Origin of the sequence: Pseudomonas sp. BP8 (assembly GCF_017875955.1) — a bacterium.
GTDB lineage: Bacteria > Pseudomonadota > Gammaproteobacteria > Pseudomonadales > Pseudomonadaceae > Aquipseudomonas.
In genome coordinates, this window is the sequence record NZ_JAGINK010000001.1 from 2,625,139 (window position 1) to 2,651,293 (window position 26,155).

The 26,155-nt window shown below is 57.7% G+C and carries 26 protein-coding genes and 4 pseudogenes; 7 read left to right on the forward strand and 23 right to left on the reverse strand.

Features of this window, described 5'->3' with window-relative positions; genetic code table 11:
* Nucleotides 1-67: 67 nt before the first annotated feature.
* Nucleotides 68-1,588, reverse strand: coding sequence for an SIR2 family protein (locus J3B00_RS11415; RefSeq protein ID WP_209867611.1), 1,521 nt, complete (start codon nucleotides 1,586-1,588; stop codon nucleotides 68-70).
* 233 nt (nucleotides 1,589-1,821) lie between these two features.
* A complete protein-coding gene (gene mobH, locus J3B00_RS11420) occupies nucleotides 1,822-3,537 on the reverse strand; it encodes a MobH family relaxase (RefSeq protein ID WP_209867612.1) in 1,716 nt (571 codons plus the stop codon).
* 223 nt (nucleotides 3,538-3,760) lie between these two features.
* On the opposite strand from mobH, the gene J3B00_RS11425 reads away from it, so the two are divergent.
* Nucleotides 3,761-3,955: a hypothetical protein gene (locus J3B00_RS11425; RefSeq protein ID WP_182375187.1), complete on the forward strand. Its 195-nt coding sequence runs from the start codon at nucleotides 3,761-3,763 to the stop codon at nucleotides 3,953-3,955.
* Nucleotides 3,956-4,079: 124 nt separating this feature from the next.
* Nucleotides 4,080-4,445 (forward strand): histone-like nucleoid-structuring protein, MvaT/MvaU family, encoded by a 366-nt coding sequence (locus J3B00_RS11430; protein ID WP_209867613.1) that lies wholly within the window; start codon nucleotides 4,080-4,082, stop codon nucleotides 4,443-4,445.
* An 83-nt stretch (nucleotides 4,446-4,528) separates the two neighbouring features.
* Here J3B00_RS11430 and J3B00_RS11435 read toward each other — a convergent pair whose 3' ends face one another.
* The 3 genes from J3B00_RS11435 to J3B00_RS11445 all read right to left on the reverse strand — a co-directional run bounded on the left by J3B00_RS11435 (nucleotide 4,529) and on the right by J3B00_RS11445 (nucleotide 6,541).
* The gene (locus J3B00_RS11435) at nucleotides 4,529-5,467 is read right to left on the reverse strand and encodes a zincin-like metallopeptidase domain-containing protein (protein ID WP_209867614.1); all 939 of its coding nucleotides are present in this window, start codon (nucleotides 5,465-5,467) and stop codon (nucleotides 4,529-4,531) included.
* Nucleotides 5,468-5,552: 85 nt separating this feature from the next.
* Nucleotides 5,553-5,876 (reverse strand): hypothetical protein, encoded by a 324-nt coding sequence (locus J3B00_RS11440; protein ID WP_245362527.1) that lies wholly within the window; start codon nucleotides 5,874-5,876, stop codon nucleotides 5,553-5,555.
* Between the two features lie 299 nt (nucleotides 5,877-6,175).
* On the reverse strand, nucleotides 6,176-6,541 hold the full coding sequence (locus J3B00_RS11445; protein WP_209867615.1) for a DUF3085 domain-containing protein: 366 nt from the start codon (nucleotides 6,539-6,541) through the stop codon (nucleotides 6,176-6,178).
* Nucleotides 6,542-7,006: 465 nt separating this feature from the next.
* Here J3B00_RS11445 and J3B00_RS11450 point away from each other — a divergent pair, with 465 nt between their 5' ends.
* Nucleotides 7,007-7,369: a hypothetical protein gene (locus J3B00_RS11450; RefSeq protein WP_209867616.1), complete on the forward strand. Its 363-nt coding sequence runs from the start codon at nucleotides 7,007-7,009 to the stop codon at nucleotides 7,367-7,369.
* A 4-nt stretch (nucleotides 7,370-7,373) separates the two neighbouring features.
* Here J3B00_RS11450 and J3B00_RS11455 read toward each other — a convergent pair whose 3' ends face one another.
* From J3B00_RS11455 to J3B00_RS11470, 4 genes are read right to left on the reverse strand one after another with little or no spacing between them, the layout of a single operon-like run.
* Nucleotides 7,374-8,912, reverse strand: a complete 1,539-nt coding sequence (locus J3B00_RS11455; protein ID WP_209867617.1) for a conjugal transfer protein TraG N-terminal domain-containing protein — start codon at nucleotides 8,910-8,912, stop codon at nucleotides 7,374-7,376.
* A gap of 9 nt (nucleotides 8,913-8,921) precedes the next feature.
* A complete protein-coding gene (locus J3B00_RS11460) occupies nucleotides 8,922-9,227 on the reverse strand; it encodes a hypothetical protein (RefSeq protein WP_209867618.1) in 306 nt (101 codons plus the stop codon).
* On the reverse strand, nucleotides 9,224-10,579 hold the full coding sequence (locus J3B00_RS11465) for an integrating conjugative element protein (protein WP_209867619.1): 1,356 nt from the start codon (nucleotides 10,577-10,579) through the stop codon (nucleotides 9,224-9,226). Before J3B00_RS11465 ends, J3B00_RS11460 begins: the two co-directional genes overlap by 4 nt.
* The gene (locus J3B00_RS11470) at nucleotides 10,579-11,556 is read right to left on the reverse strand and encodes a TIGR03756 family integrating conjugative element protein (protein WP_209867620.1); all 978 of its coding nucleotides are present in this window, start codon (nucleotides 11,554-11,556) and stop codon (nucleotides 10,579-10,581) included. The genes J3B00_RS11465 and J3B00_RS11470 overlap by 1 nt, the downstream gene beginning before the upstream one ends.
* 478 nt (nucleotides 11,557-12,034) lie before the next feature.
* Between J3B00_RS11470 and J3B00_RS26555 the strand changes: the two are divergent.
* Nucleotides 12,035-12,217: pseudogene (locus tag J3B00_RS26555) on the forward strand (hypothetical protein); the annotation flags it as partial.
* Nucleotides 12,218-12,247: 30 nt separating this feature from the next.
* Here J3B00_RS26555 and J3B00_RS11475 read toward each other — a convergent pair.
* A pseudogene (locus J3B00_RS11475) lies at nucleotides 12,248-12,478 on the reverse strand (SOS response-associated peptidase family protein); the annotation flags it as partial.
* 102 nt (nucleotides 12,479-12,580) lie between these two features.
* Here J3B00_RS11475 and umuD point away from each other — a divergent pair.
* The 3 genes and pseudogenes from umuD to J3B00_RS11490 form a co-directional block, all read left to right on the forward strand.
* Nucleotides 12,581-13,009, forward strand: coding sequence for a translesion error-prone DNA polymerase V autoproteolytic subunit (umuD, locus tag J3B00_RS11480; RefSeq protein WP_182375179.1), 429 nt, complete (start codon nucleotides 12,581-12,583; stop codon nucleotides 13,007-13,009).
* Nucleotides 12,999-14,271, forward strand: a pseudogene (locus tag J3B00_RS11485) (Y-family DNA polymerase). Before umuD ends, J3B00_RS11485 begins: the two are co-directional and overlap by 11 nt.
* Nucleotides 14,265-14,456 (forward strand): annotated as a pseudogene (locus J3B00_RS11490) (hypothetical protein); the annotation flags it as partial. The pseudogenes J3B00_RS11485 and J3B00_RS11490, both read left to right, overlap by 7 nt.
* 332 nt (nucleotides 14,457-14,788) lie before the next feature.
* On the opposite strand, the gene J3B00_RS11495 reads toward J3B00_RS11490, so the two are convergent.
* The 13 genes from J3B00_RS11495 to J3B00_RS11555 form a co-directional block, all read right to left on the reverse strand.
* The gene (locus J3B00_RS11495; protein WP_209867622.1) at nucleotides 14,789-17,530 is read right to left on the reverse strand and encodes a conjugative transfer ATPase; all 2,742 of its coding nucleotides are present in this window, start codon (nucleotides 17,528-17,530) and stop codon (nucleotides 14,789-14,791) included.
* Nucleotides 17,530-17,949, reverse strand: coding sequence for a TIGR03751 family conjugal transfer lipoprotein (locus J3B00_RS11500; RefSeq protein ID WP_209867623.1), 420 nt, complete (start codon nucleotides 17,947-17,949; stop codon nucleotides 17,530-17,532). The genes J3B00_RS11495 and J3B00_RS11500 overlap by 1 nt, the downstream gene beginning before the upstream one ends.
* Complete coding sequence (locus J3B00_RS11505) at nucleotides 17,912-19,420, reverse strand: TIGR03752 family integrating conjugative element protein (RefSeq protein WP_209867624.1); 1,509 nt, start codon at nucleotides 19,418-19,420, stop codon at nucleotides 17,912-17,914. The genes J3B00_RS11500 and J3B00_RS11505 overlap by 38 nt, the downstream gene beginning before the upstream one ends.
* Entirely contained in the window at nucleotides 19,410-20,216 is an 807-nt protein-coding gene (locus J3B00_RS11510; RefSeq protein ID WP_209867625.1) for a TIGR03749 family integrating conjugative element protein, read from the reverse strand. Before J3B00_RS11510 ends, J3B00_RS11505 begins: the two co-directional genes overlap by 11 nt.
* Entirely contained in the window at nucleotides 20,213-20,854 is a 642-nt protein-coding gene (locus J3B00_RS11515) for a PFL_4703 family integrating conjugative element protein (protein WP_172219062.1), read from the reverse strand. Before J3B00_RS11515 ends, J3B00_RS11510 begins: the two co-directional genes overlap by 4 nt.
* A complete protein-coding gene (locus tag J3B00_RS11520) occupies nucleotides 20,851-21,252 on the reverse strand; it encodes a TIGR03750 family conjugal transfer protein (protein ID WP_209867626.1) in 402 nt (133 codons plus the stop codon). The genes J3B00_RS11515 and J3B00_RS11520 overlap by 4 nt, the downstream gene beginning before the upstream one ends.
* A gap of 7 nt (nucleotides 21,253-21,259) precedes the next feature.
* Nucleotides 21,260-21,637, reverse strand: coding sequence for a TIGR03745 family integrating conjugative element membrane protein (locus tag J3B00_RS11525; RefSeq protein WP_209867627.1), 378 nt, complete (start codon nucleotides 21,635-21,637; stop codon nucleotides 21,260-21,262).
* 15 nt (nucleotides 21,638-21,652) lie between these two features.
* Entirely contained in the window at nucleotides 21,653-21,892 is a 240-nt protein-coding gene (locus J3B00_RS11530; RefSeq protein WP_209867628.1) for a TIGR03758 family integrating conjugative element protein, read from the reverse strand.
* On the reverse strand, nucleotides 21,889-22,218 hold the full coding sequence (locus J3B00_RS11535; protein ID WP_348635942.1) for an RAQPRD family integrative conjugative element protein: 330 nt from the start codon (nucleotides 22,216-22,218) through the stop codon (nucleotides 21,889-21,891). The genes J3B00_RS11530 and J3B00_RS11535 overlap by 4 nt, the downstream gene beginning before the upstream one ends.
* Before the next feature lie 375 nt (nucleotides 22,219-22,593).
* Nucleotides 22,594-23,724, reverse strand: coding sequence for a beta family protein (locus J3B00_RS11540; RefSeq protein ID WP_209867629.1), 1,131 nt, complete (start codon nucleotides 23,722-23,724; stop codon nucleotides 22,594-22,596).
* A 10-nt stretch (nucleotides 23,725-23,734) separates the two neighbouring features.
* Nucleotides 23,735-24,946 carry an ImmA/IrrE family metallo-endopeptidase gene (locus J3B00_RS11545; RefSeq protein ID WP_245362528.1) on the reverse strand — a complete coding sequence of 404 codons (1,212 nt, stop codon included), beginning with the start codon at nucleotides 24,944-24,946 and terminating at the stop codon, nucleotides 23,735-23,737.
* Nucleotides 24,943-25,206 (reverse strand): hypothetical protein, encoded by a 264-nt coding sequence (locus J3B00_RS11550; protein WP_209867630.1) that lies wholly within the window; start codon nucleotides 25,204-25,206, stop codon nucleotides 24,943-24,945. Before J3B00_RS11550 ends, J3B00_RS11545 begins: the two co-directional genes overlap by 4 nt.
* 195 nt (nucleotides 25,207-25,401) lie before the next feature.
* A complete protein-coding gene (locus tag J3B00_RS11555; protein ID WP_209867631.1) occupies nucleotides 25,402-26,130 on the reverse strand; it encodes a TIGR03747 family integrating conjugative element membrane protein in 729 nt (242 codons plus the stop codon).
* Nucleotides 26,131-26,155 lie beyond the last annotated feature (25 nt).

Consider the following 26,155-nt stretch of genomic DNA (forward strand, 5'->3'; position numbering starts at 1 on the left):
AAAACCGTTGGTTTTATGGAAGAGGCTTGTCTTCTATGGGAAGTGCAAGCCTCTGTCGCATTGCAAATTAGAAACCGTAGATCATCCAATCGTAGTACGCCATCAATCGCCTGAAGTGATACTTATTGTTGCAGCTAATGAGGCGGTCGTAGTTTTGGCGCAGAAAGTCTCCTAAGGCATTTGTGTCGACATGCGGTAGTAGCGGTGTCATGCTGAAGATTTCAAACTCTGTCGCTGTGTTCAGGAACTCTGCAAAAGGAGTTCTTGCGTACTTCAATGTTTGTGGGATGCTTGCTGTGGCGAAGTCTGAAGCTTTTCGATGCGCTAGGCGATCAAGCCTGAGGCCTGACTTTTCATATTCAGATTTGGTGGTAATTCCCAATTCTCTAAGATACTTAAAAATTGGTACAAATTTAGTCTGTTTGGGAAGCAGAGAGATTGTAGACTCAATCAGTTTTTTGGGGTCGTAATGCTTGTTGTTGAGTATGAGGTCTTCAAATATATCGCCACTTGCAATTCCCTTGTAACCTGTTTCTCCAACCTTCCCGATCACGCCTAAGCCAAAAACAATTTCAATGTCCTCTTTGTTCTGGACTTGGTCGTAATCGATCACTGCAATCTTTTTGTCAGGGTTCTGGCCTTTAACAATCTCATACACTCGTTCCTTACAAAAACGCAATACCCTTGCAGGGAGCTTGCGCTCAAATTGAGCGATGGCGTCATAAACCGGAACGTAGTTCTTGGTCTTGACAACTTTTATTGGGATCTGGATTGAATCGAATTGTAAGTAAGAAGTTTCGATGGTCGGGCCTGACGCTGGCTCGTTTCTATCGATGAAGATCAAGTTGTCTCTTAGTTTGTCGATATTTTCTTTGCCGATGCATAGCGAGATTGACTTGAGGAGCTCCCTGATGTTGTTGTCAGAAATTGAGTAGCCTATAAAAACGACGGGGTGTTCGACGAAAATTGTTATCAGCTTCGATGCGAGATATGCATTTCGGTTGTTGTAGTCGTGATAGTCGTCATCTGTGAGAATGAGGGAGTCAGGTTTTGTACAGCAGCCATGAACTTTGTAGATTTCACCTACATTCATCGTGTTGGAGAATAGAAGTTCTTTCTGACCAACATAGACTGTGTGGCCGGGGAACAAGCTTTCGGTAAAGGTGTCCCAGTTTGTTGTGATAATGCCGTCGACATCACACTCTTTGAGCGCATCTATCTCTTGCGATATTTCATTTGGGATTTCTGTGAGTTCTTTCTGCTTAAGATAATCGCAGATTTCCAATCTTAAAGGGGAGGTTTTATCGGTGATGAGGTGGGCCGACTGCTCTCTCTGTGGCTCATATTTTTCATTTGTCCACCACAGATCATGGAAGTCGTTGGCAATGAGCTTAGCTGATGTGGGTGTGTTGTTATTCGAGCTGCTTTTGTAAAATGCGTAAGGTTTGCCAGTTAAGCAAAATCGGCTCAATAGTCCTTCCCAGTCTTCTAAACCGATATATCGTCTAGAGAACCCCGAGCCCAGAAAAAGAAATGGTCCGGAAGACCGTTGTGAGAATACGGAGCTGAGTTCTGCTTCAATGTCCATAGGTAGGCGCCTTGGAAAGCGATGATGGTGGATGGCCATCAGTCTTACTGAAAGATGTGTGGCAGGTCAATGGCCGTTCTAGGCTTTCCTTGAGCAAGCGGAGGAGACGCTGGCAGACAGGCTTGCGACACGCTATCACTGCGAGCTGCGGGCAGACTCAAGGCATCTTTTGAGCTCCCTCAGCCATTGCTTCGCAATGGTCATTGGTATACCAAATATCGACTTTCAGAAGCTTACGGCATCAATGTCAAAAAAGGGTTGTTGATAGGAATCTCTACTGAGATTGCTCTGGGGTCGCTTAGCAAGTAACCATTCAATGAGCTGGTTCTACGCGGGCCTTTAACTTTACAACCCCAAATGTTCTGGCCAGTTGGCGTTTTCAGATGTACATGTAGCTTCTGAAATTGACGTTGGATATCTCGCCAGACCTCCCTTGTTGGATCTGCTTTGGCTAATTCTGGGTGTTCGGCAGCGTAGCGTTGGAAAATGCCTGGCGTGACCAGGAAAAAGGTGCCAGCCACGGTGTGGAGCTTTGCCTTGCTGTCGTTCACCATCAACCGATGACTATCCATTGCTTCGCGCAACCATTCGATAAATAACGTTCCTTCGGCAACCTGAGGGGTTGGTTCAGTTTCAGAGTGAACGTTTCCTATACATGATTCATTCTCGACCACGCGGGGCTCTTGCAACATGTCCATCAGATCGTCGAGGTAGTCAAAATCCTGAATTAGGTGGTTGAGGTCCGGCTGTTTTTCATCCGGGGCTGGTTGGGTCAGGTCCGGGGGCGACTCGCTAGTTTCACTAGCCGGCGCGGGAGAGTCCATCGTCGGCTCAACTGTGCCGACAAAGATTTCTGGCCGGGGTTCATCGCCCCAAATCAGGCTTGGCTGGAGGCGGAGAAAGGTGAAGCGATGTTGCCAGCCACCGTCTACTACGGTGGCGCTCCACACCGCTTTCCCTTCCGGTGTCGTGTCCACTAATCCGTGTGATTGCAGTTCATCGAACAAGGCTATGTTGGAGGAGGGAATGCCGTCCACCGATTGGGCCAGCAGGTAGGCACGCAGCCTGTCGGTCGCGGTTTTGCTGACCAACCACAGGTGGTCAACTGTGAGCCAGCCGGCAGCTCCAGGCTGGTTGAGCTTGAACTCGTTTTTGATCAGGTGGCGTAGTCCCTTGAGCAGGTGATGCTGCAGCGAATGTTTAGGTGCCTGGAGTGCTTTGGTGGGGTTGGCCCCGATGTTCTGTGCCGTGGATACCCGGTCTGCTTGCAGGACCAACTCCCCGAGTGTGCCGGCGTGCTCGTAGTGGTCGGCCAGTAAGGAAAGCAATTGCCTCCACAATTCTGGGTAGCTGCTCAGCCAGTCAAGCAGCGCGGGCGTCAAGATCTGCGTATACAGCAGCCCAGCGGCGACACCGTGTAGTTGGTAATCCCTGTCGGGGAGGTAGCGGAAGCGGTAGGGCTGATTCAGAGGGCCGTGCCAGGGGTGCCAGCGTTCACCATTTTGGTACTCCACCTGGAGATCGACGGCGATTTTACCAACGTCATGGAGCAGGGCGCCGTAGGCAATCGCGGCGCTCCAGGCATCAGCCTGCGCTGCTTGGTCTTCCGGTGCGGCACCACTGGGGAGGAGGTAGGACTGGCGCAACTTCAGGCTGCACGCTACCAGCTCCAAGCCGTGGTCGAGCATGCCACCTGGATAGGCATGGTGATGGCTCTCACTGGCCGGTAGTTGCTGTACATAGGTGGCGTAGCGACGAATCGGTTCGAGGTAGAGTTGTTCGAACTGTAGCTGGGAGAGGGCGGTGTATTGCCAGATGCGCTCGAGTAGCCTTTTCCGGTGGCTGGCAGCGAGCAGTGATTCCGCCGACAGTGGTTGATGAAAGCCCACTGCGGCGGGGGTGCTATCTTCGGGAAGGCCTTTTTGAGGTCTGAACCACCAGCGTTTCATCGCAGTACCTGCCTTGCGTTCGAAAGGTCCTTTTGCCTTTTCGGATAAGCCTCTTACCCTTGCGCCCCCTTCCATTGACACCATTACCCTTTACCGCCTAGGCCTTTTTCGCGAGTGCGATAATCCGAAGTCTTGCGCGTCGGGTTAGCCGGCCGATCGGCGTAGCCGACCCTTTCGAGTGGGGGTAGACTGCCCGGCATCATTTTTCTGAGCAGGGGCGCTGATGACGCTGAGTGATGCTGTATTGATCGTGCTGCTGGCGGACCGGATTCATGGCACTGATGCTGCCATTCGGTCTGCTGCCAAGCGCTGTGCGAAAAAGTTGCCACGCAGCCAGCGCGACATCTTGTTCAAGATTGGCAGTAGCGCGGCGCCTCGCGAAGTGGTGGCGCATCTCTGCCAGAACTTGGCTGACTGATCTGTCACAGAGTTTTGCAATTAATGAGCATGAAATGACTCTTAGATTGGGAATTAATACTCGGATATTGATTTTGTCTCAGTTAGTATTCCTACACGTGTCTCATACCTAGGAAAAATTTCTCATGTCCAAACTTGCCGAATTCAAAGCGCTGGAAGCGCAACTGGCCGCGCAACTTCAACAACTGGATGCGATGAAAAACGATTCCGGCCTGAAGCAGGAAATCGAGTTTGAACAGAAGCTGAAGGCCTTGCTGGAAGAGTACGGCATGAGCCTGCGCCAGGTGATCACCATTCTGGACCCGTCCAAGGACGCAAGCGTGAGTGCCGCAAGCGTGTCGAGCGGCGCTAAGCGCAAGCCGCGCGAGGTCAAACGCTACAAGAACCCGCACAGCGGCGAGGTCGTGGAAACCAAGGGTGGCAATCACAGGATCCTCAAGCAGTGGAAGCAGGAACACGGCTCGGATACCGTCGAGAGCTGGCTGGAGTAATCGACTCCGCATTAGCGGTCGATGATGACCCTGCAGAAAAAACAAAGGCCCCGAGTCGGGGCCTTTTTGCTGGTTGAGTGAAATCACGCCGTGAGTCGCTCCGGCGCTTCTGTGGTGCGATCGGCCTGCAGTGCCAATAAGTACTCCGAGGCCTCACGGGCCTGGCCACTGGCGCGGAAGATCGCACGCTTGTCTTCCTTGAGAATCTTCAGCCAGGAGGCCAGGTACTCCTCGTGGCGCAACTCTCCCTGTGTGCCAGTCAGCGCGCACAGAAATGCAGTACCCATTTCCGCGACCAACTCCTCGAAGGCATAGGCTGCGGAACCGAAAGCGTGTCCGCCGGTGATGCCATCTCGGTTCAGACGCGATCGATGACCCGACCAGTGAGTCAGCTCATGCAGGGCCGTCGCGTAGTAGCTGCCGACGTCCTCGAATTGGGCCTTGGTGGGCAGTTGGATGCGATCGCGCAGCGGCTGATAGAACGCGCTATCGCCATAGCAATGCTCAATCTGCGCGCCGCTGGCGAGCAGCAGTTGCTCGGCCGGGGCATGGTCGATAAACGCCGGCGGGTCGATGTGCTCAGCTGGCTCTGGTTCCTCGCCAGGCAAGCCTTCGGTCTGCTCGATGTTGAACAGGCAGTGCGTGCGCAAGAGGGCGAACTGCACCATCTTGATATTGCCCTGGTCATCGCGAACGACCTGGCCATCCTCGTCGTGCGCCTCCTTGCTCATCGGTTTGTACAGCACCGCGAGAGTGGATTGCTCGCCCATGCGTACATGGCCACCAGCTTTGCGTGCCTGGTTGAAGGTCAGCCAGCGATCCTGGGTGAAACCTCGCAGGCGCGCCTCGGCCCACAGCAGTGGAATGTTGATGCCGGCGTAGGGCCGTCGGGTGATGGCGTTGATGGGAAAAGGGGAGTCAGCACTTGAACCAGTGGTGGTCCAGGGTTTGATCCAGGGGATCACACCTTGGCTCAAGGCGCTGACGATCTTGTTGGTGACATCCAGATAGACATCTGACATGGCGTTCTCCGGGCGTGTAGGGGGAACGCTGCCCTGCCGGGAAGGGTTCCCGGTGGGGTAGTCAGGCAGTAGCGGTGCTGCAGGGTTAAAGGACGGCGATATCTACTACGATCTCGCCGGGTAGCCGGATAAGCAGAAAAGCCGGGCCGCTGCGTGGTGTGATGCGAGCTAGCTGAAGCTGCGGCAGGTGAGCAGAGACTGAAGTGTCGTTATGCCGCGGGCGGTCGAGTTGCAGCTCGATGGGGCAGTGTGAAACACGCGGTGCCGAAGTCAGCACCCTGTTGAGCAGGTCTGCCAAGCGCAGGCCTGACTGTCCAATCGGTTCCTCGCCTGTGGCAGGTTCAATGAACTGCTGCCAAACGCCTGGGCTCAGTACCACCGCATCGGAAAAGCGCTTCATCCTGGACATTGGGACCTCCGCGTAGCTGATCCCGCGACACCTCATGTGAGGTTTGTGCATGGATCTGCTCAATCCGAGCAAGGCATTGAGCAGGGTGCTTCCACGTATTAAACCGAGCGTGGACGTGAGGTCAATCTCCGATCCTTACCTCCAACGGAGGTCTCTATCCAGGGTGTTCCAAGGAATACTTTCGGCCTTAAAACCCTGACAAACGGCGATCTCCAACCGACTGGAGAATGATGCGAGAGGCGTCCAGAGAGGCCCGGTTAAGGTGCCGCTCTGGATACGCATGGAGCTCGCTTCTGCGCTCAAGATTTGCCTGCGGGATCAACCTCGGCGGCCAGGTATAGGTGGGTGGAAGTGGCCTCCACCACCAGGGATCCTGCGGTGCCGCGAAGGCTGGCGAGGACAGGATCATCGATGTCGAGGTACTCGGCACAATCATCGCCGAAGAATTCATCTTGGGCGCGATTCCACCAAGTGTCGAAGTCGTCAACGTTGGGGTTGCAGCCAGTGGCATAGGCCACGCGTTTGCGGCCACCGCCATCCGGTTTGCTTTCGCCGATCTCGGACATGAGGTAAACACCGTGGTCCTTCACCAATATCAATCTGCAACCATTGATACCGGCCTCGGCCAACACGGCGTGAAGTTCAGTGCCTGTGAAACGCAGCATGATGAGATCCTCCAGAGGGTGCGGAGGAACGCCATCCCGTGTGGGAGAGTTCCCAGCACTGGAATGGATGTGAGTAGGGTGCAACGGAGATGCAGGTTCAGTGAACCCGGGGGATTAGAAAGCGTTCATCACCAGGGAACGGTGACCATGCGAGCTGCCGAACGCGAATCGCATTTCGGGGTAACCATCACATGCGTGACGTAGCCTCAAAGGTTATGGCTACCTGGGGGTGCTGGAAACCAGCGATTGCACAATTGGTGTAGCAAGCGAACCGATAGCGCGTCAATGGCGTTTTTCGGTGGGATTAGCGGTATCTATCCAATGGGCGCCACTGGCGATAATTCGCGTTGTCCAAGTGATCAACGGTCATGGAATTCAGCGACAGAGGAGTAAGCTAAAGCTTGGATCCAAATTAACGGTAGTGGTTTTGCCGTAAGCGCGGTGATGGGTAAGGGAGGCAATCAAATGTCGACTCCAGCTTCTGCCAGTTCCGGCCGGACCGGTCTCGGCAGGTTTCTCATTCGCACTGCGGTTGGTGCTGGTCGATTGATGCAGCGACTCGAAACGAAAGTGCTGCACTCCAGCATATTGGTTTCAGTACCTTGCAAGTATCGGCTATTTGGCTTGCATATTATCAAGTTGCTCCTCGTCCTTGCGGTTGCGTCAGTTGCACTTTCTCTGGCGATCGGAGTGGTTGCTCTCTGGGCCATAGCGGCGCTGCCCATTACGGCATCCGATGATGAGGAACCTGGTGTGCATCAGGTCAGTCACCCCCAACATCAACACAAGTATCCAGAGCTGTATGACGAGTACGGGTCGCTCAAGTAGAGTCTTATTTGAGTTTCTGGACACCTGTCATTAGCTGTGTTGAGCCTCTTCCTGCTTGTGTCTGAGCGGCCTCTGTTCCACGGGTAAGAAGGGTCTGGATAGCATTTCCCACGTTGTATCCCGCCCAACTCATTGCACCGATAAAGATCATCGGTAGCAAAACAAACATTGCGCCCATGACGTACTCGATCACCTGCGAAGTGACCGTTCCGTCCATGAAGCCTGCTGTCGGCAACGACAACAGCGCCTGGTCTGTGACCGATACCTGGTTGTACAGCGTTTCCAGCATGCTGGAGTCGATCCAGCGCGCAAGCTCCCACCAGAATGTCAGCATGTGCAGCGTGAACAGCGCGAATGTGATCGTCATGAGCGCTTTGAGCTGGTAAGTGCTGATCAGCAGTACCAGCGGCAGACTGATGATCGTGCCCATGATCAGAAAGGCCTGGACCATTGGCAATGCCGCGCGCAGCGCATTCATTGCCGGGAAGTTGCTGAACGAGCCCAGGGCCAGGCCGGTGTTGGTGGCCAGGTTGTTCAGCCCTTGCGTCAACGAGCCACCCCGCGCACTGCTGCCATAGTCCTGGAACACCTGCCCAGGTGCCATGCTCAATGACTGCTGCCGTGGGCTCACCAGCTCGCGCAAGGTGGCGTCTTCGACCTCCGTAGAGGTGCGCCCGGTCAGCCAGCCCCGCAGTTGCGTTAGCAGTGAAGGATCAACTTCTGCCACCAAGCGATCACGCAGTCCAATCGTGCCGTCGCTCCACCACTGCTTGCAGGTTGGGTAGCCGGCACCACTCTCGAGCTGGGGTAGAGAGGTATCCCGGGTCTCGTCGTACGGCCAATCGACTCTGGGCATTCGCGAGCGGTCGGTATCGTAGTAGCCCGGCGTGTTGAGCAGGTAGGTCGAGCCTATCCAGGACGCATCGTAGCTTTGCGACTCGTCCAGCTCGGGGCGATTGGTAAACAGCCGTGAGCGCGAAAAGCCGTAGCAGTCCCGCGTGAAGTCAGCGACTTCCTGCAGCAGCACTTGGTCATTGATGCGCGAACTGTCGATCTCCATGCGCATCGCACGGATGTCGGGCGCGCACGGAATCGATGCGGTCGCCGCGGCGGTGATGCCCTTGCTCATGGCATGCACAAGAAACCACCACACCGGCACGTTCGCTGACTTCTCGCCGATGGTATTGAAGGTCGTGCCCCAGGCCGTGTCGGCGGGCCTGGCCATTGAGACCCCACAGCGCTTGCTCGCGGCATCGTCGAAAGTCACGGAGGACAGGTTCAGCGGGAAGAACGGCATGCAGCCGAACAGAATGACCACGTAGCTCATCCACAACCGGTTCTCGACGCGAGGGATCGACAGCAGGCCCTTGTTGCCTTCGTCAGCACCCTGTTGGCGGGCCGACAGCCATTCCTGCAGGATGACCGCACCGAAGGGAGCGGCGAACAGCCCGGTGTCCACTAGCGTATTCCAGATGCCATTGTTGATGATCCAGGCTAGCAGCGACAGGTAGTACTCAAGGTAGCTGTTGGTGCTCATGTTCATGGGCGCACCTCACATGCGAGACAGTTCGACCAGGATGATCGAGCTGAAGCCGATCAACCCCAGACGCTTTAGTCGTTGCTGGTCCACAGGCGCAGGCCGCATGCGCAACGCTGCGGCCCAACCGGTGAAGATCAGGGTGTACAGCAGGGCGCGCCACCACGCGAAGTAGGCGGCAGTCGCCCGAGTGGGTGCGAGCCAATCCAGTTGGGCGGCGGGCAGTTGTAGTGCCATCCAGGCAATCAGCAACATGATCAGCATGGTGCCGAGGATCAGCAGCACTTGGGCGATCACGGACCTCACAGAAAGCGGCATCATGGCGTGCTCCTTTGCTGGTCAGCCCGACGCAGTCGGTCCGGCTCCGGATCGCGCTGATCAATACTGCGCGAGGCGTCGGCGCCGCCGGCGTGGCGATCGAGGACCAGGCTGGCGGTATTGGTGGCCAGCGACTGGCGTACCTGCAGCTCGGTTTGCAGCAGGCGGATCTCCCGTTCCAGGGTTTCGACGTTGCTGTTGAGGGCGGTGGTGGCGGGCTGCGCCGATGCCACGTTCGGTTCGTGGCTGCCGGCGAACAGCGTGCGCTGTAGCAGCATCGCCTTGTAGATCACGCTGGACAGCGCGGTCTCACTGGCCAGGCGCCGGGCCAGCAAGTTCTGGTCGGGGTCATCGCGCAGCCCCTCGATGACGCCGCGAGAGACCTGCAACAAGGGGCTGGAGACCTTGCTGAGGTTCTCTGGGGTAGGCTGGTCGGCGCCCGAGACCATGCGCTGCAGGCCTTCCAGGTGTTTCGTGTAGGTTTCCTGGATCAGTGGCGACAGGCCCGTACCGGCGGTTACACGCAGCGTCTCGCAGTCATCGCAGGTTTCCACCTCGGTTTCACCGAGCACCCGTGTCGCCCATTCCGAGGCCTCCTCGGGGCTCGACCAGGCTTGGCAGATGGCGCCATTCTGGCAGCCCGAACCGACGGCCGAGGTGTCCTCGACGGATCGGTTGTGCAGCAGGTTGTAGCCGGCCTTTACCACATCCGAAGTCACCCGGATGGGTTGCTGTCCGTTACCTCCGGCTTTCTGCCCACCGACCCAGCTGACGCCGTTGTTGCCGTTGTTCGACTCGGTATCCTTGACCGCCATTACGGCATCGCCGCCGGACTGCTCAAGGTTGTGCTGCATTTCCTGATTCTGAGCCAGCGCACCCCATCCAGCCTGGTCGACCTTGTCGGCCATTTTTGCCGCCATCGCTTGGCAGGTGAGCTTGGAACGATCGAAGTCGATGCGTCCCTGCAGCACGCCATTACTCAGCAACTCATACAGCCCGGGGTTGGCGCGCTGGATGATCATCGCCGGCAGCGACATCACTGCCTGCGTAGCGTTCTGAATGACGTTGCCCATGATCTGCTGGAAGCCCTGAGTGGCGCCATTGAGTTGGTTCTGCAGGGTGTTCGAGAGGTTCATGTTTCCGCACATCATGTTGGCCCGCCAGGACATGCCGACGCCGAGGCCATTGGGACGGTAGAGCGAGGAGGGCGCTCCCGCCGCCGAACCGCCGCCAATGGTGTACATCACGCGGTCATCCAGGACCGGGGCCTGGTCACCGAGGTGGTAGCCGTTCTCTGCGGCATGGCCTGCGGCAGACACAAGGAAGCACACCAACCCGAGCGCGAGGTTTTTCATCACTGGCCTCCATCAAAGTCGATGCTGAACAGAAACGTCTGACCCATACGCTGGCAGCAGCGGTAGGGCCGCCACAGCGACCAGGCATAGGCGCCGTCGGCGCTCTGGATCGTTGGGCTGGGGAAGATGGCGCAGGTGTTCTGGATTACCGGGACCAGCAACTGCCAGCGGTGGTTGTTGACGTTGTTCTCCATCACTGGCTGCGGCGGCCAGTAGCCGGGAGCCGGCATCGGCTGCAGCGGTAGATAAACGTGCGGCTGGCCGACGCGGGTAATGAAGTCGCTGGCGCGCTGGGTCATCACGGCAGCCGCCTTGAAATCATCAGGCTGCACCAGAAATCCGTGTCGCGGATACACGCTGCCCCACATGTCTCCGAGTGCCTGGTTGCCGATCTCGCGCATCCCCGGGACCAGTGCCTGTGGGTAGACGGACTCGGGGATCGCCTGGCGCCACGCCAACGGGTCGAGCGTGCTGAGGTAGTAGGGCGCAAACGGCACGGCTCCGCTTGGGCAGGCATATCCGAATGTATGCGCGAGAACTGTTAGGGCTGCCCCGCCGGGATGGCCAATGCCGTCGACATTTTTGAAGCGGGGCAGGTTGTCGCGCTGCGGCGAGGGCGTAATCAGGTTGCCACCCCCTTGTGACGCCGGCGTCGGCGTCGATAGCGCCGACATCTCGTTCCAGGGATTGGCGCCGGTGTCGGCATAGCTCGATACCACCAGCTCGGGAATGAAGTGACGTATCTTCGGTGAGGTTCGCACCGTGCAGCCGAACGGTGTACAGAGCAGCCAGTAGCAGACGCCGACGACTCGGTACTCCAGGCACTGCAGCGAGGAGACGGAGGCGATGAGCGTTGGCGTGGTCAGTGCCAGAGACTGCTCGGCGGCCACCAGCAGAGCAGCCGCGGTGAAGGCACGGCCACGGCGAGCCATTCTGGATTTCGGCGCTTTGCTTCGGGTGAAGGCGGTGACGTTCATGGGCAACGCTCAGCAGGTGGCAGCGGTGTGCATCCGTGCGCCAAGTTTCAGCATCCCGTATCCGAGGCAGGTGGTGGGCGGACAAACCGCGGCCAGGACGATCGTATTAGTAAGTGACCAGATAAAGGGGCTGATAAGGCAGTATGCGAGGAGTACAAATGTGCTCCTGTGTCGCGCTATCGAATGCTGTGCGCGATGAGGCGGAGGTGGTCGTTTGGCTTTTAGTAATAGGAGTAGGGCAGGGGCGAACGCACTTCTTTGGGATGCTAGACACCGGCGGAGCGCTTACCCAACAGGCGGTTGATGTTTGGAGCGAATTCCGCGCCGTTGAGGCAGGCCCGGCATTTGAGGAGGAAGTTGCCCGGCAGCGACTATTGGCTGATACCCTCTATCATGCAGTTGTTGACTTTCAGCTAATCAAGTCAGGCCAGGCCGTCGATGCAACTCATTCAACAGCCAAAACTGAGGGCGCTTTGCGATGGAGAATAGACCTCTGGTTCTGTATCCAGACCATCCGATGTATACCGATGCGGCAGCCGCGCTGAAGGACTATCACGAGGCCCAGGCAGCTGGTGCGCCACCCCTTGAGGTCGAGCGGCTCCGCCAGATCGCCGAGTCGCAGTATCAGGCTGTGAATGAATACCAACTCAAAGCTCTAGGTCGCCTTGGCGGCCGTGGTGGCCCTGCTCACATTGATCGGGTCGGGACGTTTCCCCTTCGCCCAAAATGGCGACCATCCCCATTTGACGCGATCCACACTCAGGCCTTCACCGATCTGACGAATGATTTCGACACGCGTCGAAGGTGCCACGTTGAAGCGACTGATTGGCTCGTGGTCGTATCCATTGACCACCACCAGGTCCAGCGATAGCTGGCGCAGGTAGTGATCCATCGACTCATACATTGAGTACCGTCCGCACATAACCCGCCTCTCGCTTGTCAGAATTTTCACTGCCCAGGATTGACCGGGCACCCAATGCCATATCTACTGTATATGCATACAGTTTGCATTGGACCTTCCATCATGACCATCACATTCTTGGGCGTGCCCACCGGCGGCACTGAACCCTTACCGCTGTATTCGTTTCACGTCCCTGCCGGCTTCCCGTCGCCTGCAGCGGATCACTTGGAAGGCCATATTTCCCTTGATGAGCTATTCGACCTCCGCGCGCCGCATGTGTATCTGGTGAAAGTGGAGGGCGATAGCATGCAGGGCGCCGGTATCTATTCCGGGGATATCGTCATCGTAGACCGGGGGCGAGAAGCGGAGCACGGCGATATCGTCATTGCGGCCGTCAACAGCGAGCCGGTATGCAAACGGCTTCACCGTCGTGACGGGGTGGTAATCCTCAAGTCGGAAAACACAGCGTATCCCCCACGCTACATCATGGAAGGTGACGACCTGGTCGTTTGGGGTGTGGTCCGGTACAGCGTCCGTGATCATGCGCAGTGACCCGGTGTTCGCGCTCATTGATTGCAATAGCTTTTACGCAAGCTGTGAGCGCGTGTTCCGGCCGGATCTGGCCAAAACGCCGATTGTCGTACTGAGCAACAACGACGGCTGTGTGATCGCCAGGTCTTACGACGCGAAGCCCTACGTGAAGATGGGGGAGCCTTATTTTCAGGCGAAGGACAAGCTCCGCCGGCACGGCGTCGTGGCGTTCAGCAGCAACTACGCCTTGTACGGCGACATGAGCGAGCGTGTTATGACGCTGATCGAATCGATGGTTCCGGCGACTGAGGTCTATAGCATCGATGAATGCTTCGCTGACCTTTCCGGCATTCCTGAAAACCTGACCGAGTTCGGGCGCAAGGTTCGATCGAGAATTTTCCAGTGCACGGGCATCCCGGTCGGTGTAGGTGTCGCCAGCACAAAGACGCTCGCCAAGCTGGCTAACCATACGGCTAAACGCCTCCAGGCGCAGACCGGCGGAGTGGTGGACATCACAGATCCGTTCAAGCGCGATTGGGTGCTGCGCAATACCGAGGTGAAAGAGGTGTGGGGCATTGGCCGGCGGATGACGGCTCACCTCGAGGCGATGGATATCCGGACGGCCATGGACTTGGCCAAGGCCGACGCTTGGACACTTCGGCAGAAGTTCAGCGTGGTGGTGGAAAAGACTGCCCGCGAGCTGACCGGCACGCCCTGCCTTGAACTGGATGAGGTCGAACCGCCCAAACAAGAGATCTGCTGCAGCCGGATGTTTGGCAAGCGGCTAACTGAGCTGGCGCCAATCAAGCAAGCCGTGGCCACCTACGTCGGGCGAGCGGCGGAGAAGCTCCGCTCCCAAGGTTCGGTGTGCAAGCGCATGCGCGTGAGCATCCGCACGGGATGTTCAATCCGGACGAGGCCCATCACGCCCAGGGCGCTCTGGTGGAGCTGCCATACCCAACCTGCGACACGCTACTGATGACCAGATTGGCCACCGACGCAGTCGCGCGGGTCTTTCGGCAGGGGTTCCGGTACAGCAAAGCCGAGGTCCTGCTGCTGGACCTGCGGCAGCCCGGCGAGTTTTCAGAGGATTTGTTTGCGCTGAAGCAGTCAGTTGCATGTGACCGGCTGATGCAGGTGATGGACAACATCAACGAGCGCTGGGGAAGGGGGACGATGCGCGCCAGTAGTGTGCCGGTGGCGCCGGAGTGGGGGATGAGAGGGAAATGATGAGCCAATCTTTTACGACCAGGATCGATCAGTTGTGGACAGTCAAATGCTGAGTCTTCCTGCGGCGTGGCTGGCTGAATTGAATGATCAGACGGCGCTTCAAGCTGATCCGTGCGGCCGCGCGTTGGTGCTGAACGAGATGGCGTATGCCGCACATCGCCGGCGGGAGATCAGCGATGAAGATTTAGCAGAGATGCTCGAGCTCGCGGACGCAGGCAGGGAATGGGCATTGCTCGAGGATTAGCAGGATTGGCGCGGGAAGGCTTGTGGCAGTCGGTATCAAGGTAGGACGGCGCTCATATCAGCGCATGGAATCCCCACTCAGATGTATGGCTCAGACCATCACCTAGCCTTCGCGTAAAAGTGGCTTCGACGATGAACGCTAAAGTTTGAGCCTGTTTTTGCGTGATCGGTGAGGAAGCGGCCGAACCCGAAGACTGTCCTAGAGGCCCGCACGAACTTGAGTTGCGACTCATATCACTGTAGGACTGGGCCGGTGAACCTGGGCTGAAATTCTCTGTGTCAAAAACGAGCCGACGACGCCTCTGCAAGCCAGTGGTGCGGGAAAAACTATGACATGCCACGCAGATGATCGATCTCCGCCGCGACCTGCAGGGCGGCTTCAAGCTCTGACTGTTGATGCTCCTCCATCAATCGCCAGCGCTGTGCTTTTTCCTCGGGCTCGGTCATGGCCAGTGCGAGGTAGAGGCTCGGCGGCACTGCGCGGAACAGCGTCTCCAGGTTCTTCGACAGGACCACGCCCTCGGTGTATTTGCCCGAGGCCTTACTCGCGGAGAGCAGCAGTGCCTTCTGCGCCGGCGTGAGTTTCTTGAAGCGGGCGATCTCCTCGATTTCCGCTGGCGGCATGTTCAAACAGATCCACCATTCGATCATGTTGAGCATGGTCTGCGCCGCATCGGGCAAGTCGGCCATGTTTTGCGTTGCCAGCCAGAACCAGGTGCCGAGCTTGCGCCACATCTTCGTGCCCTTGACCACAAAGGGGGCCAGCAGCGGGTTCTTGGTGATGATGTGGCCTTCATCGGTGACCATGACGATTGGACGCCCCAGGTACTGATCGCGCTCGGCGATGTTGTTCACCGTGTTCATCAGGCTGATGTAGCTGATCGACATCTGCGCCTCGTAACCTTCACGGGCATACGTGGCGAGGTCGACGATCGTCACGTCGCTCTCCGGCCAGGGTGTGCCGGGCCGGTCGAACAAGGCACCTTCGAAACCCTGGCAGAACAGGTCGATGGATTCGGCCATCTCCTGCGCGCGCTCGCGGCGTTTGTCGGGCAGGTGAGTGTCGCTGGCGACCTTACGCAGGGCATCGCGGACATGGCGGGTCAGCACCTGCTGCTCAGTCGTCGCGCAATGTCGGGCGGCATCGAGAATGCACTCGCGGATCAGACTGCGGTCTGCTCGGGTCAGGCGCGCCTCTTCCTTGGCTTCGCCCCCGGTGATCATCAGCCGCGCGGTGATCTCCAGCTCGCCCAGCACATCGCGCTGCTCGTCACTGTCCGGCGCGGCCTCATCCAGGTCTTCGGTCGACAGACTGGCGACTTGGTCCGGATGCTCGATCAGGCGCCGGGCATGAGCGAACGGCGCCAGGCTCACATCACTGCCCGGTTTGAGCTGAACTTTGTTGACGGACAGTCCGAGGGTGGCGAAATAGTCGCCCTGCAGGCCAAAAGAGTTGCCCGCTTCGACGATAAACAGTCGTGGCCGGTACACGGCCATGACCTGCATGAGGATTGAGACCAAGGTGGCCGACTTGCCGGCGCCGGTCGGGCCGAACAATAGCAGGTGGCCATTCATCGAGCGGTCGAAGCGTGACAGCGGATCGAAAGACAGTGGGGCACCACCGCGGTTGAAGAAAGTTATGCCCGGGTTGCTGGTACCAATGCTGCGTCCCCAGAGAGGCAGCAGGTTGGCGACGTGCTGGGCAAACAGCAGTCGGGTGTACCAGTTGCGTATGTCCCGCGCCGGGTTGTAGACCATCGGCAACCAGCGCAGATAGCTGTTGCACGCGGCCACTTCATCGCCTTCGCGCACCGGCTGCAGGCCGGCGCCGAGCAGGACGTTGGCAGCCTGGACGGATCGTTGGCGCAGCTGCTGTTCATCGGCGCCGCGCAGGTAAAGCGCCAAGGTTCCGCGGTACAGCTTGTGCTGGCGGCCAATCAGCGCGCGGGCCTCTTCCACGTCCTGGCGGGTCAGGGTCGAGGCGAGGTTCTCGCCGATGGCTTTACGCGCCAGGCGATTGAGCTGCTCCTCGAGCACATCCTGGGGCGTGATCACCAAGGTCAGGCTCATGACAGACTGCTCGGGCAACTGATCGAACAAGGCGTTCAACGCTTCGCCCTTGCGTGTTTCACCGGTCAACTGGCCGATATGCGGTGGCCTGCGCAGCTTGTCGACCACCATCACGGTGTGGGGCTGCTGATCGAAGTACCACAGACCCTGCTCGCTATCGGATCGCGGCTCCTGAAAGAACAGCCGCTCGGCGAAATCGTGGTCGAACGGGAGCGGCAGCTCCTCGCCGTCATCTCCTTCCGGATAAGGCACACGTCGATAGAACGCGGCGGGGGATTCGCCGGTGAGGGGAGGAGAGGGATTGAACCAGGGCAGCAACCAGGCGTAGAAATCGCGTCCGGTCAGTCGTCGAGGGCTGACCCCGCAGGCCTGCAGCGAGGCCACCAAGCGGTCGCAGGTGCGGTTCAGCAGCTGGACCGGGTTCTGCCCATCCTCGTCAGCCTGCTCCCCGAGCCAGCGATAGACCACCAGGCGAATCCGCCGATTGCTGCCGCGCCACGGCAGGTGAGACACCACATGGTCGTCGAACAGCCCACCCGGTTTGCCGACGGCGTCGAGGTGACGTTGCATCGACGCGAGGAAGGCCACGGTAAACGGCGTACCTCGCGCGCGCGGCGCGATATAGCGCTCCAGGCGTTCAAGGTATGGGGCAAAGTCACTGTCGTCCTGGCAGAAGAACTGCACCACCCAGGGCGCTTGGTCGAATTCGTCGAAGCTGTCTTGCAACGCATCTTCCAGCGCATCGCGCGCTGCCATTAGCCATTTGGGCTCGCGACCCTCGGTGCCGATCGGCTGCAGCTCGAACACGGCGCCCACGGAACGGTTGTCATCAAGGAGAAAGCACTGTCCCTCTTCCAGATACTCGACCCAGGGCAGGTGGTCGGTGAAGCTGGGGTTGTGCGCGTACTGGGCGGCCTCGTCGGCCAGGGTGGCGCGCCGGCGCTGCGCCGCGCGCCAGGGCCTCCAGCGTAGTGGGTTGCGACTGGCGTCATCGGTCATCACAGATCGTCCAGGCGCTCGCCGGGCAGCGCGTACTGGACCTTCTCGTACAGTGGGAACACGGTCGAGTAGCCAGGCACTGGCGTCTGCTGAGTACCGGCCAGATGCGGGTAGACGTACATGACCAGGTCCGGGTTGGGCAGACGCGGGAATTGGGCACGGATCTCGTTGGCAGCCCGGCGCGTGTAAGCGCTCTGGTCGTTGATCAGGCGCTCGGGATCCAGCACCGGTCGACGCAGTTCGCCACGCGCCTCCAGCAGCTGTTGCTGAGTACCGACCGAGCCACCGCCGTTCCAGATATCCAGCATGGTGTGATCGCCGTGGGGCAGCATTTCTTCTTTGCTGGTGGAGCAGCCGGCCAGGTGCAGGCCGAGCAGCAGGCTAATCCAGATCCAGTACCGAGACGGATGGGCTTTCATGGTTCACTCTCCGGCCTTTGGGTTCGTAGTCGATGCTGATTTCGTGGTCCAGATGCAGGGCCACTCTGGCCCCAGGCGGCACGTAGATCGCGGCGAAGGCTTCGCCGTAGAGTTTGTTGATCCACTCGCGGATCTCGCCAATACCACCGCTGATCACCGAGTTCAGCGCGCTGTTGCCGCTGTTCTGGGACAGGCCCAGGCTGCCGCTGGCCGAATTGATGAACGAGGTGTTGGTCTGTTCGCTGCCCAGGGCCGCGGCGAAGCCGGCGCCGGCCGCGGTGATCAGGCTCTGGCTGCCCAGGTACTGCTGAGCGTTGGAGCGGCGCTCGCCGGAAATGCAGGGAATGCCGTAAGGGTCGGAGATGTAGCCAAGGCCGCCGCGGATCTTCTCGGTGTCCGAGGTTTGAGTACTGCTGCGATTGCGGCTGACGACCTTCTGCGGCTGCGGCACTGTGCGGACGGTACCGTCACTGAAGACAAAGGTGATCGACTCGACCTGGCCGCGCACGCAGGACAACGTCCAGTCACCGGCGGCGGTGCCACTCATGACCGCGCCGACCACGTCCGGCAGGTCGATGCCATTGGCAGTGAGGTTGTCCGGCCCCACCAGCACCTTGAACGGATAGGGGTCATTCACCGTTCCGTCTACCGGTACCCGGCCAATGAGCGCGGTCATGGCGATCGAGCCCATCAGCGTCGAATTCTCGGGGATGGTGTAGACGGGCCTGGCGCCTTCGGTACGGTCCTGGGCGTTCTCCAGATCACGCTCGCCTTTGGCGACGGCACGCAAGCGGTCCTGGCCACGGTCGATGGCGTTGTTGTCCAGGGCGTGCAGGTCCTTGAACTTCGAGGTCAACGACGACAGCGGTCCGTCGGCTTTGCCGGTGTCCTCCTGGCCGGCGCGTGCATTCGAAGGTTCGATCCACTGCACCGCATCTGCCGGTGCCTGAGGGCCTGCAAACTGCTGCTCGTCGCCTGGCTCAAGACCGAAGCCCGCAGGCACATCCGACTTCGTGGCTGGCTTACCTGCGAGCTGGTCCTTGAGCCTGGAGAGTAGTCCCTGAGTCTCGCGGTGCTGCTGCTCGGCCTTCTGCCGAGCATCGTTGGCCTGCTGCCGCTGCTCGGTGACCTGTTGGGTGACGCTGCTCAGCGTGCTCTGGATGCGCGTGTCGATATTGCCTTCGCGCGTGCGCAGCCGGCTGTTCTCAGTCTGCAGCGCATCGTTGCCTTTCTTCAGCGTCTGCATTTCGCTGCGCATCGCTTTTACCTGGCCGATCAGCGTGGCCACGGTGTCGCGCGGGGTGTCGCCAGCGATGCCCAAGGCTTTGGCCTGTTCCGCGCTGAGCGTGGCGTTCTCCGGATCGTGAGTGGGCTGGCCATCCGGGGCGGTGACCCAGGATTTGATGATGATCAGTACGATACCCAGTAGGACCGCAGGCACAAACCATTTCAGTAGGCTGTTAGCTTTCATGATCGGCAGCCTCCGGTTTTGGCGGGGGCAACAGCAGCGCATGCTTCAGGTCGCCGCCGCGGGTGACGAGGTAGGCCACGGTGGTGTCTTCAGGCGTACCGGTGAGACCTAAATCCGCGTGCTGGAAGGTTGCGGCGTACAGCGTGGCCTGTAGGTGACGCGGGTCAAGCGCGACCTTGCCGGGACCGCGGTTCACGATCTTTACCGCCGTCACCCAGTAGTCGCCCAGCCGCCAGGCCGCGAGTGCCTTGATCGAAACCCGCTCGGTGGGTAGCAACGAGCTGAACGCAACAGAGTCGCTCAGTGGCACCCGTCGCACACCGGGCAGTGGGGCTACGGTCCGCAGGGGCGCATAGAGGTTCTGCGCCGCATAGCGGGTGAGCACCACCGGTACCGGCGTCGCAGCAGGTGCCGTGCCTTTCTCAGTTTTCACGTCCGGTGCCGGAGCCTGGGCCACTATCTTGACCGGCTCCAGCGCCTCGCTACCCTCGAGCGCCTCGATGTCGATCAGAATGATGTCGCCTGACTTCACCGATTGCAGCTGCAACCGGGTAGGTGGAAGGGATTCTGCGGCGCGCAGATACACCGTGCCGCCGACGGACTGCACACGCAGCTTGCCGGCGATCGCACTCGGCAGTCCGACGCGCACATCCTCATCCAGCATCAGGACGCGTTCCTGGCCCACCGTAAGTCGAACGGCCAGCGGCAGGCGATCCCAGTATTTCACCTCGACCGCACCGACTGCAGAACACCAGCCTGCGGCAACCGCCAGAATAATGATCAAGACACGCATCATCCCGCACCTCCAGGCAGCGTCAGCTTCTGCGGCGTACCTTCGTAGCAGTCCAGGGCCAAGCCCCACTTGTTGTGCTCGGGGTCGACGTCGAAGCGCACCACCCGTAGCGGATAGCGCACCACCACACGTTTCACCGGTTCGGCGGCGTAGTACTCGTCGGCGTTGAGGTCGAGCTTCACCAGCCAGCTGTGCTTATCCAGCTGCTTCACCCGTAGGTCGGGGTCGTCGCTGTAGCCGCGGCCCAGCACTTCGTATACGCCACGCACCCGGCCGCGCAGTTCGCCGGCGGCCTTGCGGTACTCGAAGTCACCGTCGAAGAAGGTCTTGCACGCTGGGGTCAGGTAGGGCTGCAAAGCAAAGATGGCACGGTGGTAGTCGACCTCACCGTCGGTTGGCCAGCGGTTGAGCTGGCCGAAGATGTATAAGGCGAAGGCGTAGATGTTTTCCGGCGGTACATCCCACCACTTGCGTGTACTGCCGGAGCGCAGATCGGGCGGTACGTGAATGGTCAGTTCGGAGGGTGCGGACTGCCAGCCGTACCACAGCCCGCAGCACAGAAGCGCCAGGATCGAAACGGCCAGACGAAGGCTGAAGATATGCGCCTGCTGCGCATCCACCTTGTTACGGAAGCGGCTCATAGCGTAGACCTCGCGTGTCGCCGCGTACGGCGCACTGTCCAAGGCCCTGAGTGCAGGATCAAATGATGAGTGCCGATGCCCCAGTGCACTGCCAGATGCCATTGCAAGCGACGATACAGCCAGGTTTCAGGACGAGCACGTTTGGCTCGGCGCATCAGCTTGCCGCCGCCCAGCAACACTAGCGCCATGCAGATGAACATGCAGGTGGGGAGGGTAGCGATGGAGGCGGTGGCCAGCGCCAGCGGCGCGCCGAGAATCACACCTAACCCTGCGCCGATGATCAGCGCGACCCACATCTCGTCGTTGGTGAGCCCACGGAGAACGGCCGGATCTCTATTGAGGCGCTCCGGGAGGAAGGTCAATGTGCCGTCAGGCAGGGTTGCAGGGGCGTCGGACATGGTGACCTCACAGGATCGTCGCGGCTTTGGTGAGGAACCACAGGATCACCACCACCAGCAGGGCGCCGACGCCGACCACGGCGCCGAGGTCCTTCCAGGTCTTGCGCTGGTTTTGCACGTCGGCGTAGACGGTGAGCGAATGCCAGGCCACGCCGAGGAAGGCGAGGGTGGCGATCAACAGACCAAGCAGGATGCCGCCGTCATACGCGTAGTTTTTGATGGTGTCGATCAGGCCCGAGCCCTCACCGCGAGACGGTGCTTCCATGGTCGGCAGGTCGGCCCAGGCCAGTGTCGAACTCAGCAGCACCAGGCTGCCGACCAGGACTTGCGAACAGGACTTCCGGAACAGAGTGAGCGGGTGATGGCAACGACGGGAGAGGTTCATGGCAAGGTCTCCTGATTACGACAGCATGAAAAACATCAACACGATCAGGGTGAGGGCCAGGCGCAGCGTGCTGCCGCCGAGTGCACCGAAATTGAGGTTGCCGGCCGCCCAGCCGCGGTAGCCGGTCCACAGGGCCCAGGTGCACCAGAGCAACGCGAGCACCAGCACCGATGAGCGCCACAGCACTGAGCTGAGCTGCGGGGTGAACCCGGCGACGGCCGAAAACGCGCTGAGTTGGGCGTCAGTCATGCTCATCGGATGGCCTCAGGAGGGAGGGACGCTTCAGCGCGGTAATCACCGGTCAATTCGACCTGGTCAGCTGGCTGCGCGCGGGAGGGCGACAGGTATTTGTGGATGCCTTGACGCATACGCTCAAGGTCCGCAGTGAACCTCACATAGTCGAAGCGATAGCGGGTCTCCGCGGTACTGACTGAGGCGGTGCTTGCGCGATCGGCCAACCGTTCGATGTCAGTAATCTGCCGCTGCACGAGGCCCAGATCCGAGCGCTCAGGCGCGTCTTGAGCGGCGGCACCGAGCGACACCAGACAGGCTAGCAGCATGGAGTAAGAGGTGTTCTTCATGGCGAAATCCAGCCGGGTAACTGGTTTCAGCTTGAAGAGTCAGGTGGCATTTAACATGCCCTAAAGGGTTTTTGAGACCTTCGGTTTATGTTAGAAGGATGCAGCGAGAGTTCAACCGCCATCAACATCTTTGGTGCCAGAGCAAGAAGAACTGAAAGAGACTCACTGCAGAGTCTCTCAAAAAACTCATATACACGGATGCACTCGGCACAATTACTGCTGGCCCCTATCCAATAGGGATAGTCAGCGACATGCCCTTTTATGGTCATGCGCTATAGCGCTGTATACTACTTAGAAGACGTGGTGGCTTACCTCTGATTTTGCATAGGTCGCTATAACAAGCAAGGATTAGAGTATTTCCGGTCGTATGTGCTCTTAGGCGCGCGCCGAAACTGCGGCCAGTTGGGCAGTAAATTCGTAGATCTCGCCAGTTACGGCTTTCAAGTGGTGATTGGTGTCATAAGCAATCCAGTCGGTAGAGCTGCCAACAATTTTGCCTAAGCTACATTGCTTGATCATAGCATCACCCCAGCTGAACTTTGGTTGCCTGTAGTGAATCGAATCTACAATGATTTTTGAGAGTTTTTGGCTTTGCGCGTATCCTTCATCTCCTTTAACAGAGTGACCGCGAGCCACAAAATATGCATTGTTCACTGTGTATCTGATTTTTACGTTCATGTTCGTAGCGATTGTATCCGAAGCTCTCGGGTTTCTTACGCCGTAGTCACCAAAGCTCAGCGAGGCTGTTGGGTTTGCTGATAGAAATCCTTTCCAGGCAATCATCTCTTTTCTTTGCACTAAGCCACTTGAGTCACGTTCTTTTACAGCTTTCTCAATCGAATCGGGGATCGAGCTTCCGCTCATTATGATACGTTTGAATCCTAAGCTGCTCAAGTGTCCGTACGCAGTTTCAAGAATTTCCATCACATCTTGTATTGAGAATTTGGTTACGTCACCCATGTCAATTAAGACTGGAGTGTTGGATTCGACAAGTCCGGTGCTCAAAACCATATCTTCGATGATTTCGCTCAAGTGATCTAGATCGCCAAGATCTTCAATCGCTAAGCTGTCCAGCCTAATGCAGAAGTACGCGCCATCAGACAGCGGCATGGAAGTAATTGTTTCACGATACTCTGGTACTTCCCAGCGGTCGTAGCCTATCATAGGGCAGGCCAGTACACCCAGATCATTCAGCCTGTTGCAGACGAAACTGAGTATCTGTTCTCCCCCCTCAGTGCTAAATTCAATGGGCCATTGAGAAGCATCTATGAGAATATGCTTGCCTCTGAATATTTTAGCTATGCTGTGCGCACGTGCGTCAAGATAGTCCTCGAATGGCGTGTCGCTTTTTTTTATGGCTGCCTCAAGCGCTTTTCCGTTAAGTACGGTGATCTCGAAGATAGGCGTGCAACGTGCCAGTGCCGACTTGTCAAGCTTTTGTAAGAATGACAGTGCGTCGAACTCGCCGGATTTGGCTCGAATGATAGGAAAATATTGGTTGTTCATATTTAACATCTCATAAGTTTTCGAGTTGAGCTCTGACCATTCCTTGGCCGATAAGGTCTGTGAATTGGTTATAGTTGCCCGCTTCTTTTCTGAGTCTCCCGGCTACGATTGCTGGGTGTATATTCAGTTCTTTTGCTAGAGCAGTAATCGTCTCCTTGCTTGGTCTCAGGTAGGCGTCGGTTCTTTTCCACATTGATCTGGGGATAAATGCGTCTCGGGCGATTCTGTTAGCTTCAGACTCTCTTTTGTCAGAGCTAGTATGCTCCAAATCATCAAGGATGGCTTCGCTGGAATCATCAATGTGCTTCCATACGTGAACCAGTTCGTGTACTAGGGTGAACCAAAAATTGTCGACTCTATCGTATCTGAGCGTGAGAGCAATAATAGGTGTGCCATCAGTCTCTTTTAGCGCGGCGCCATCAAGCATAGTCCCTTTGAGTTGTGGCTCTATAATTACCGCAATGCCATGGCTTTTGAGTAATTGTACTGCTTTTCGAGGGCCGTCCTCATACCGACTGAGCTGAATGATTTCTTTGATTAACGCGTCACCCACCTTGCTTTTGTCATAAGGAGGTAGCTCACTTTTAATCTCTCTGGTTCTTTGGATTACCCTGGCGAGCCAAGCATATAGTGCATAAGTTGTTGTTGGGGTGGGGGAGTCGCCAGAAAGTGTACGGCGAAAAGAGGCCCCGCTTTCTTGTAGGCCTACTTCGGAAATGAAACCTTGGACAATCTCTTCGACTGTCTTTTTTGCCTTGCTTGTGATTGTGTCAATCCAGCCTCTGGCAACCATTTCCTTTACGGGGAACTTGGACCAGTCTACGTTCGATTTGTTATGGTTGCTACCGACTTCATCAAGGCCAATCAAGGTATCGGCAGAAATTCCGAGGCCAATAGCAAGGGCCCTGATCATGGGGACAGTAAGTGGGCGTTTTCTTGCTAGGACTTCTGATACTCTGCTTCTAGTGCCAAAATAGGGGACTAAGTCAGCTTGCTTTAGACCTTTCTCGGTCATCCGAAAAAGAATGGCATCAATAGGGTCTGGAGCCTCGACAGGGTATTTTTGTTTCTCGTAGTCCTCTATCAGCATCGAAAGCAGTTCGAGCCTGTCACTCTCCTCGGAGCCAAGTTTTGGAGAAGAAATTATCAGCGAATGTACTTCATTGAAGTATTCGAGGTATTGTTCCTCTGTTTTGATAATTTTAGGGCTCAACGTAATCATATTCTTTTCACTATAGCAGTGATGATTGCAATTCCTTGGGCAAAAGCAACCTTCAACTCTAAAAACTTGCCCGAGTCGCAGACAGAGAACAAAAAAGTATCTTCGGTAGTAGCAAGAGCATTCGGGAACTGCTCCAGCAGTTCCGATGGGATTTTCCAGGTTGCATGGTCGATTTCGCTCACCCACACGCCAATCCACTTGCGGATATGCTCGCTCTCTCCCTGCAAAATGGGTAATTTTTCTCTACCAAGCAATCTCATGATCGTAGCTTTGTTCCCAATTTGGGAACAAGGTAGCTCAGGGCTGATCGATCGTCAATGAGGTGTTCCCAAATCGTGAACATCTCGTCGGCTTGGTGGAGGGTGTCGGTGTTGAGATCCTACCCATTGCTGGCCAAGATCATGATTTTCATCGCCAATCGGAGAGAGTTCGTCGATCGACCACCAGGTGAGCCGTCAAAGATATTTCTTGAATGTTGCAGAGGTGATCGCGACCATACAGCCCAGAAGAGTGGCGCATGGCAGTAGCACCCAGTTGGGATTCAACGACCATGGTAGGGACAGGTAGATCACCCACGGGCAGACCATCAGTGGTAGCAATGTCCGCTTCGCCCTGTGGTAGACGAAGCTGCTTTCCCGACCTGCACCGAATTTGCGTAGGTCACGACGCATCAGCCCATCGACCGCACCGGTGATCACCGCGAGCAGGAACAGAGGGGTGGCCAAGGTGAGAACGGCCAGTCGCACTACGAAAGTAAAGACCGTAAACAGGGCCGCCAGCAGATAGTCCTGTATCACAACATAGACCTGCGCGAACTGCCCCTGGATTGACGCTTCTCGACTGAGCAGTTTCAGCTGGCCGTCGGATTGCGCCCATCCAGAGCGCACTACGACCCAGTCGTTCAGGTGTTCGAGTACCTTGGCGGTCGCTTGCGCCGGCTCTTGCACGAGCAATGAATTCTTGAAGTGGCCACTAAGCCTGCCCAGCTCGCTCAGCCACATGGCATGGCTGTGATGCCAGCCCTGCTCGGGCCAGAACCACAGCATGCCCACAAACTCCAGCAAAATGGAGAATATCAGCGAAGCGAACAGCAGGCCGAGCAGTCGCAGGCACTGCTCGAGCATGCCGAAGACGAGCCCCGGACTTCGCTGTGGAGGAAGTGAGCTGGTTGGGGTGGTAGGCATACGGGCTCCACATACTCGGTTGCTG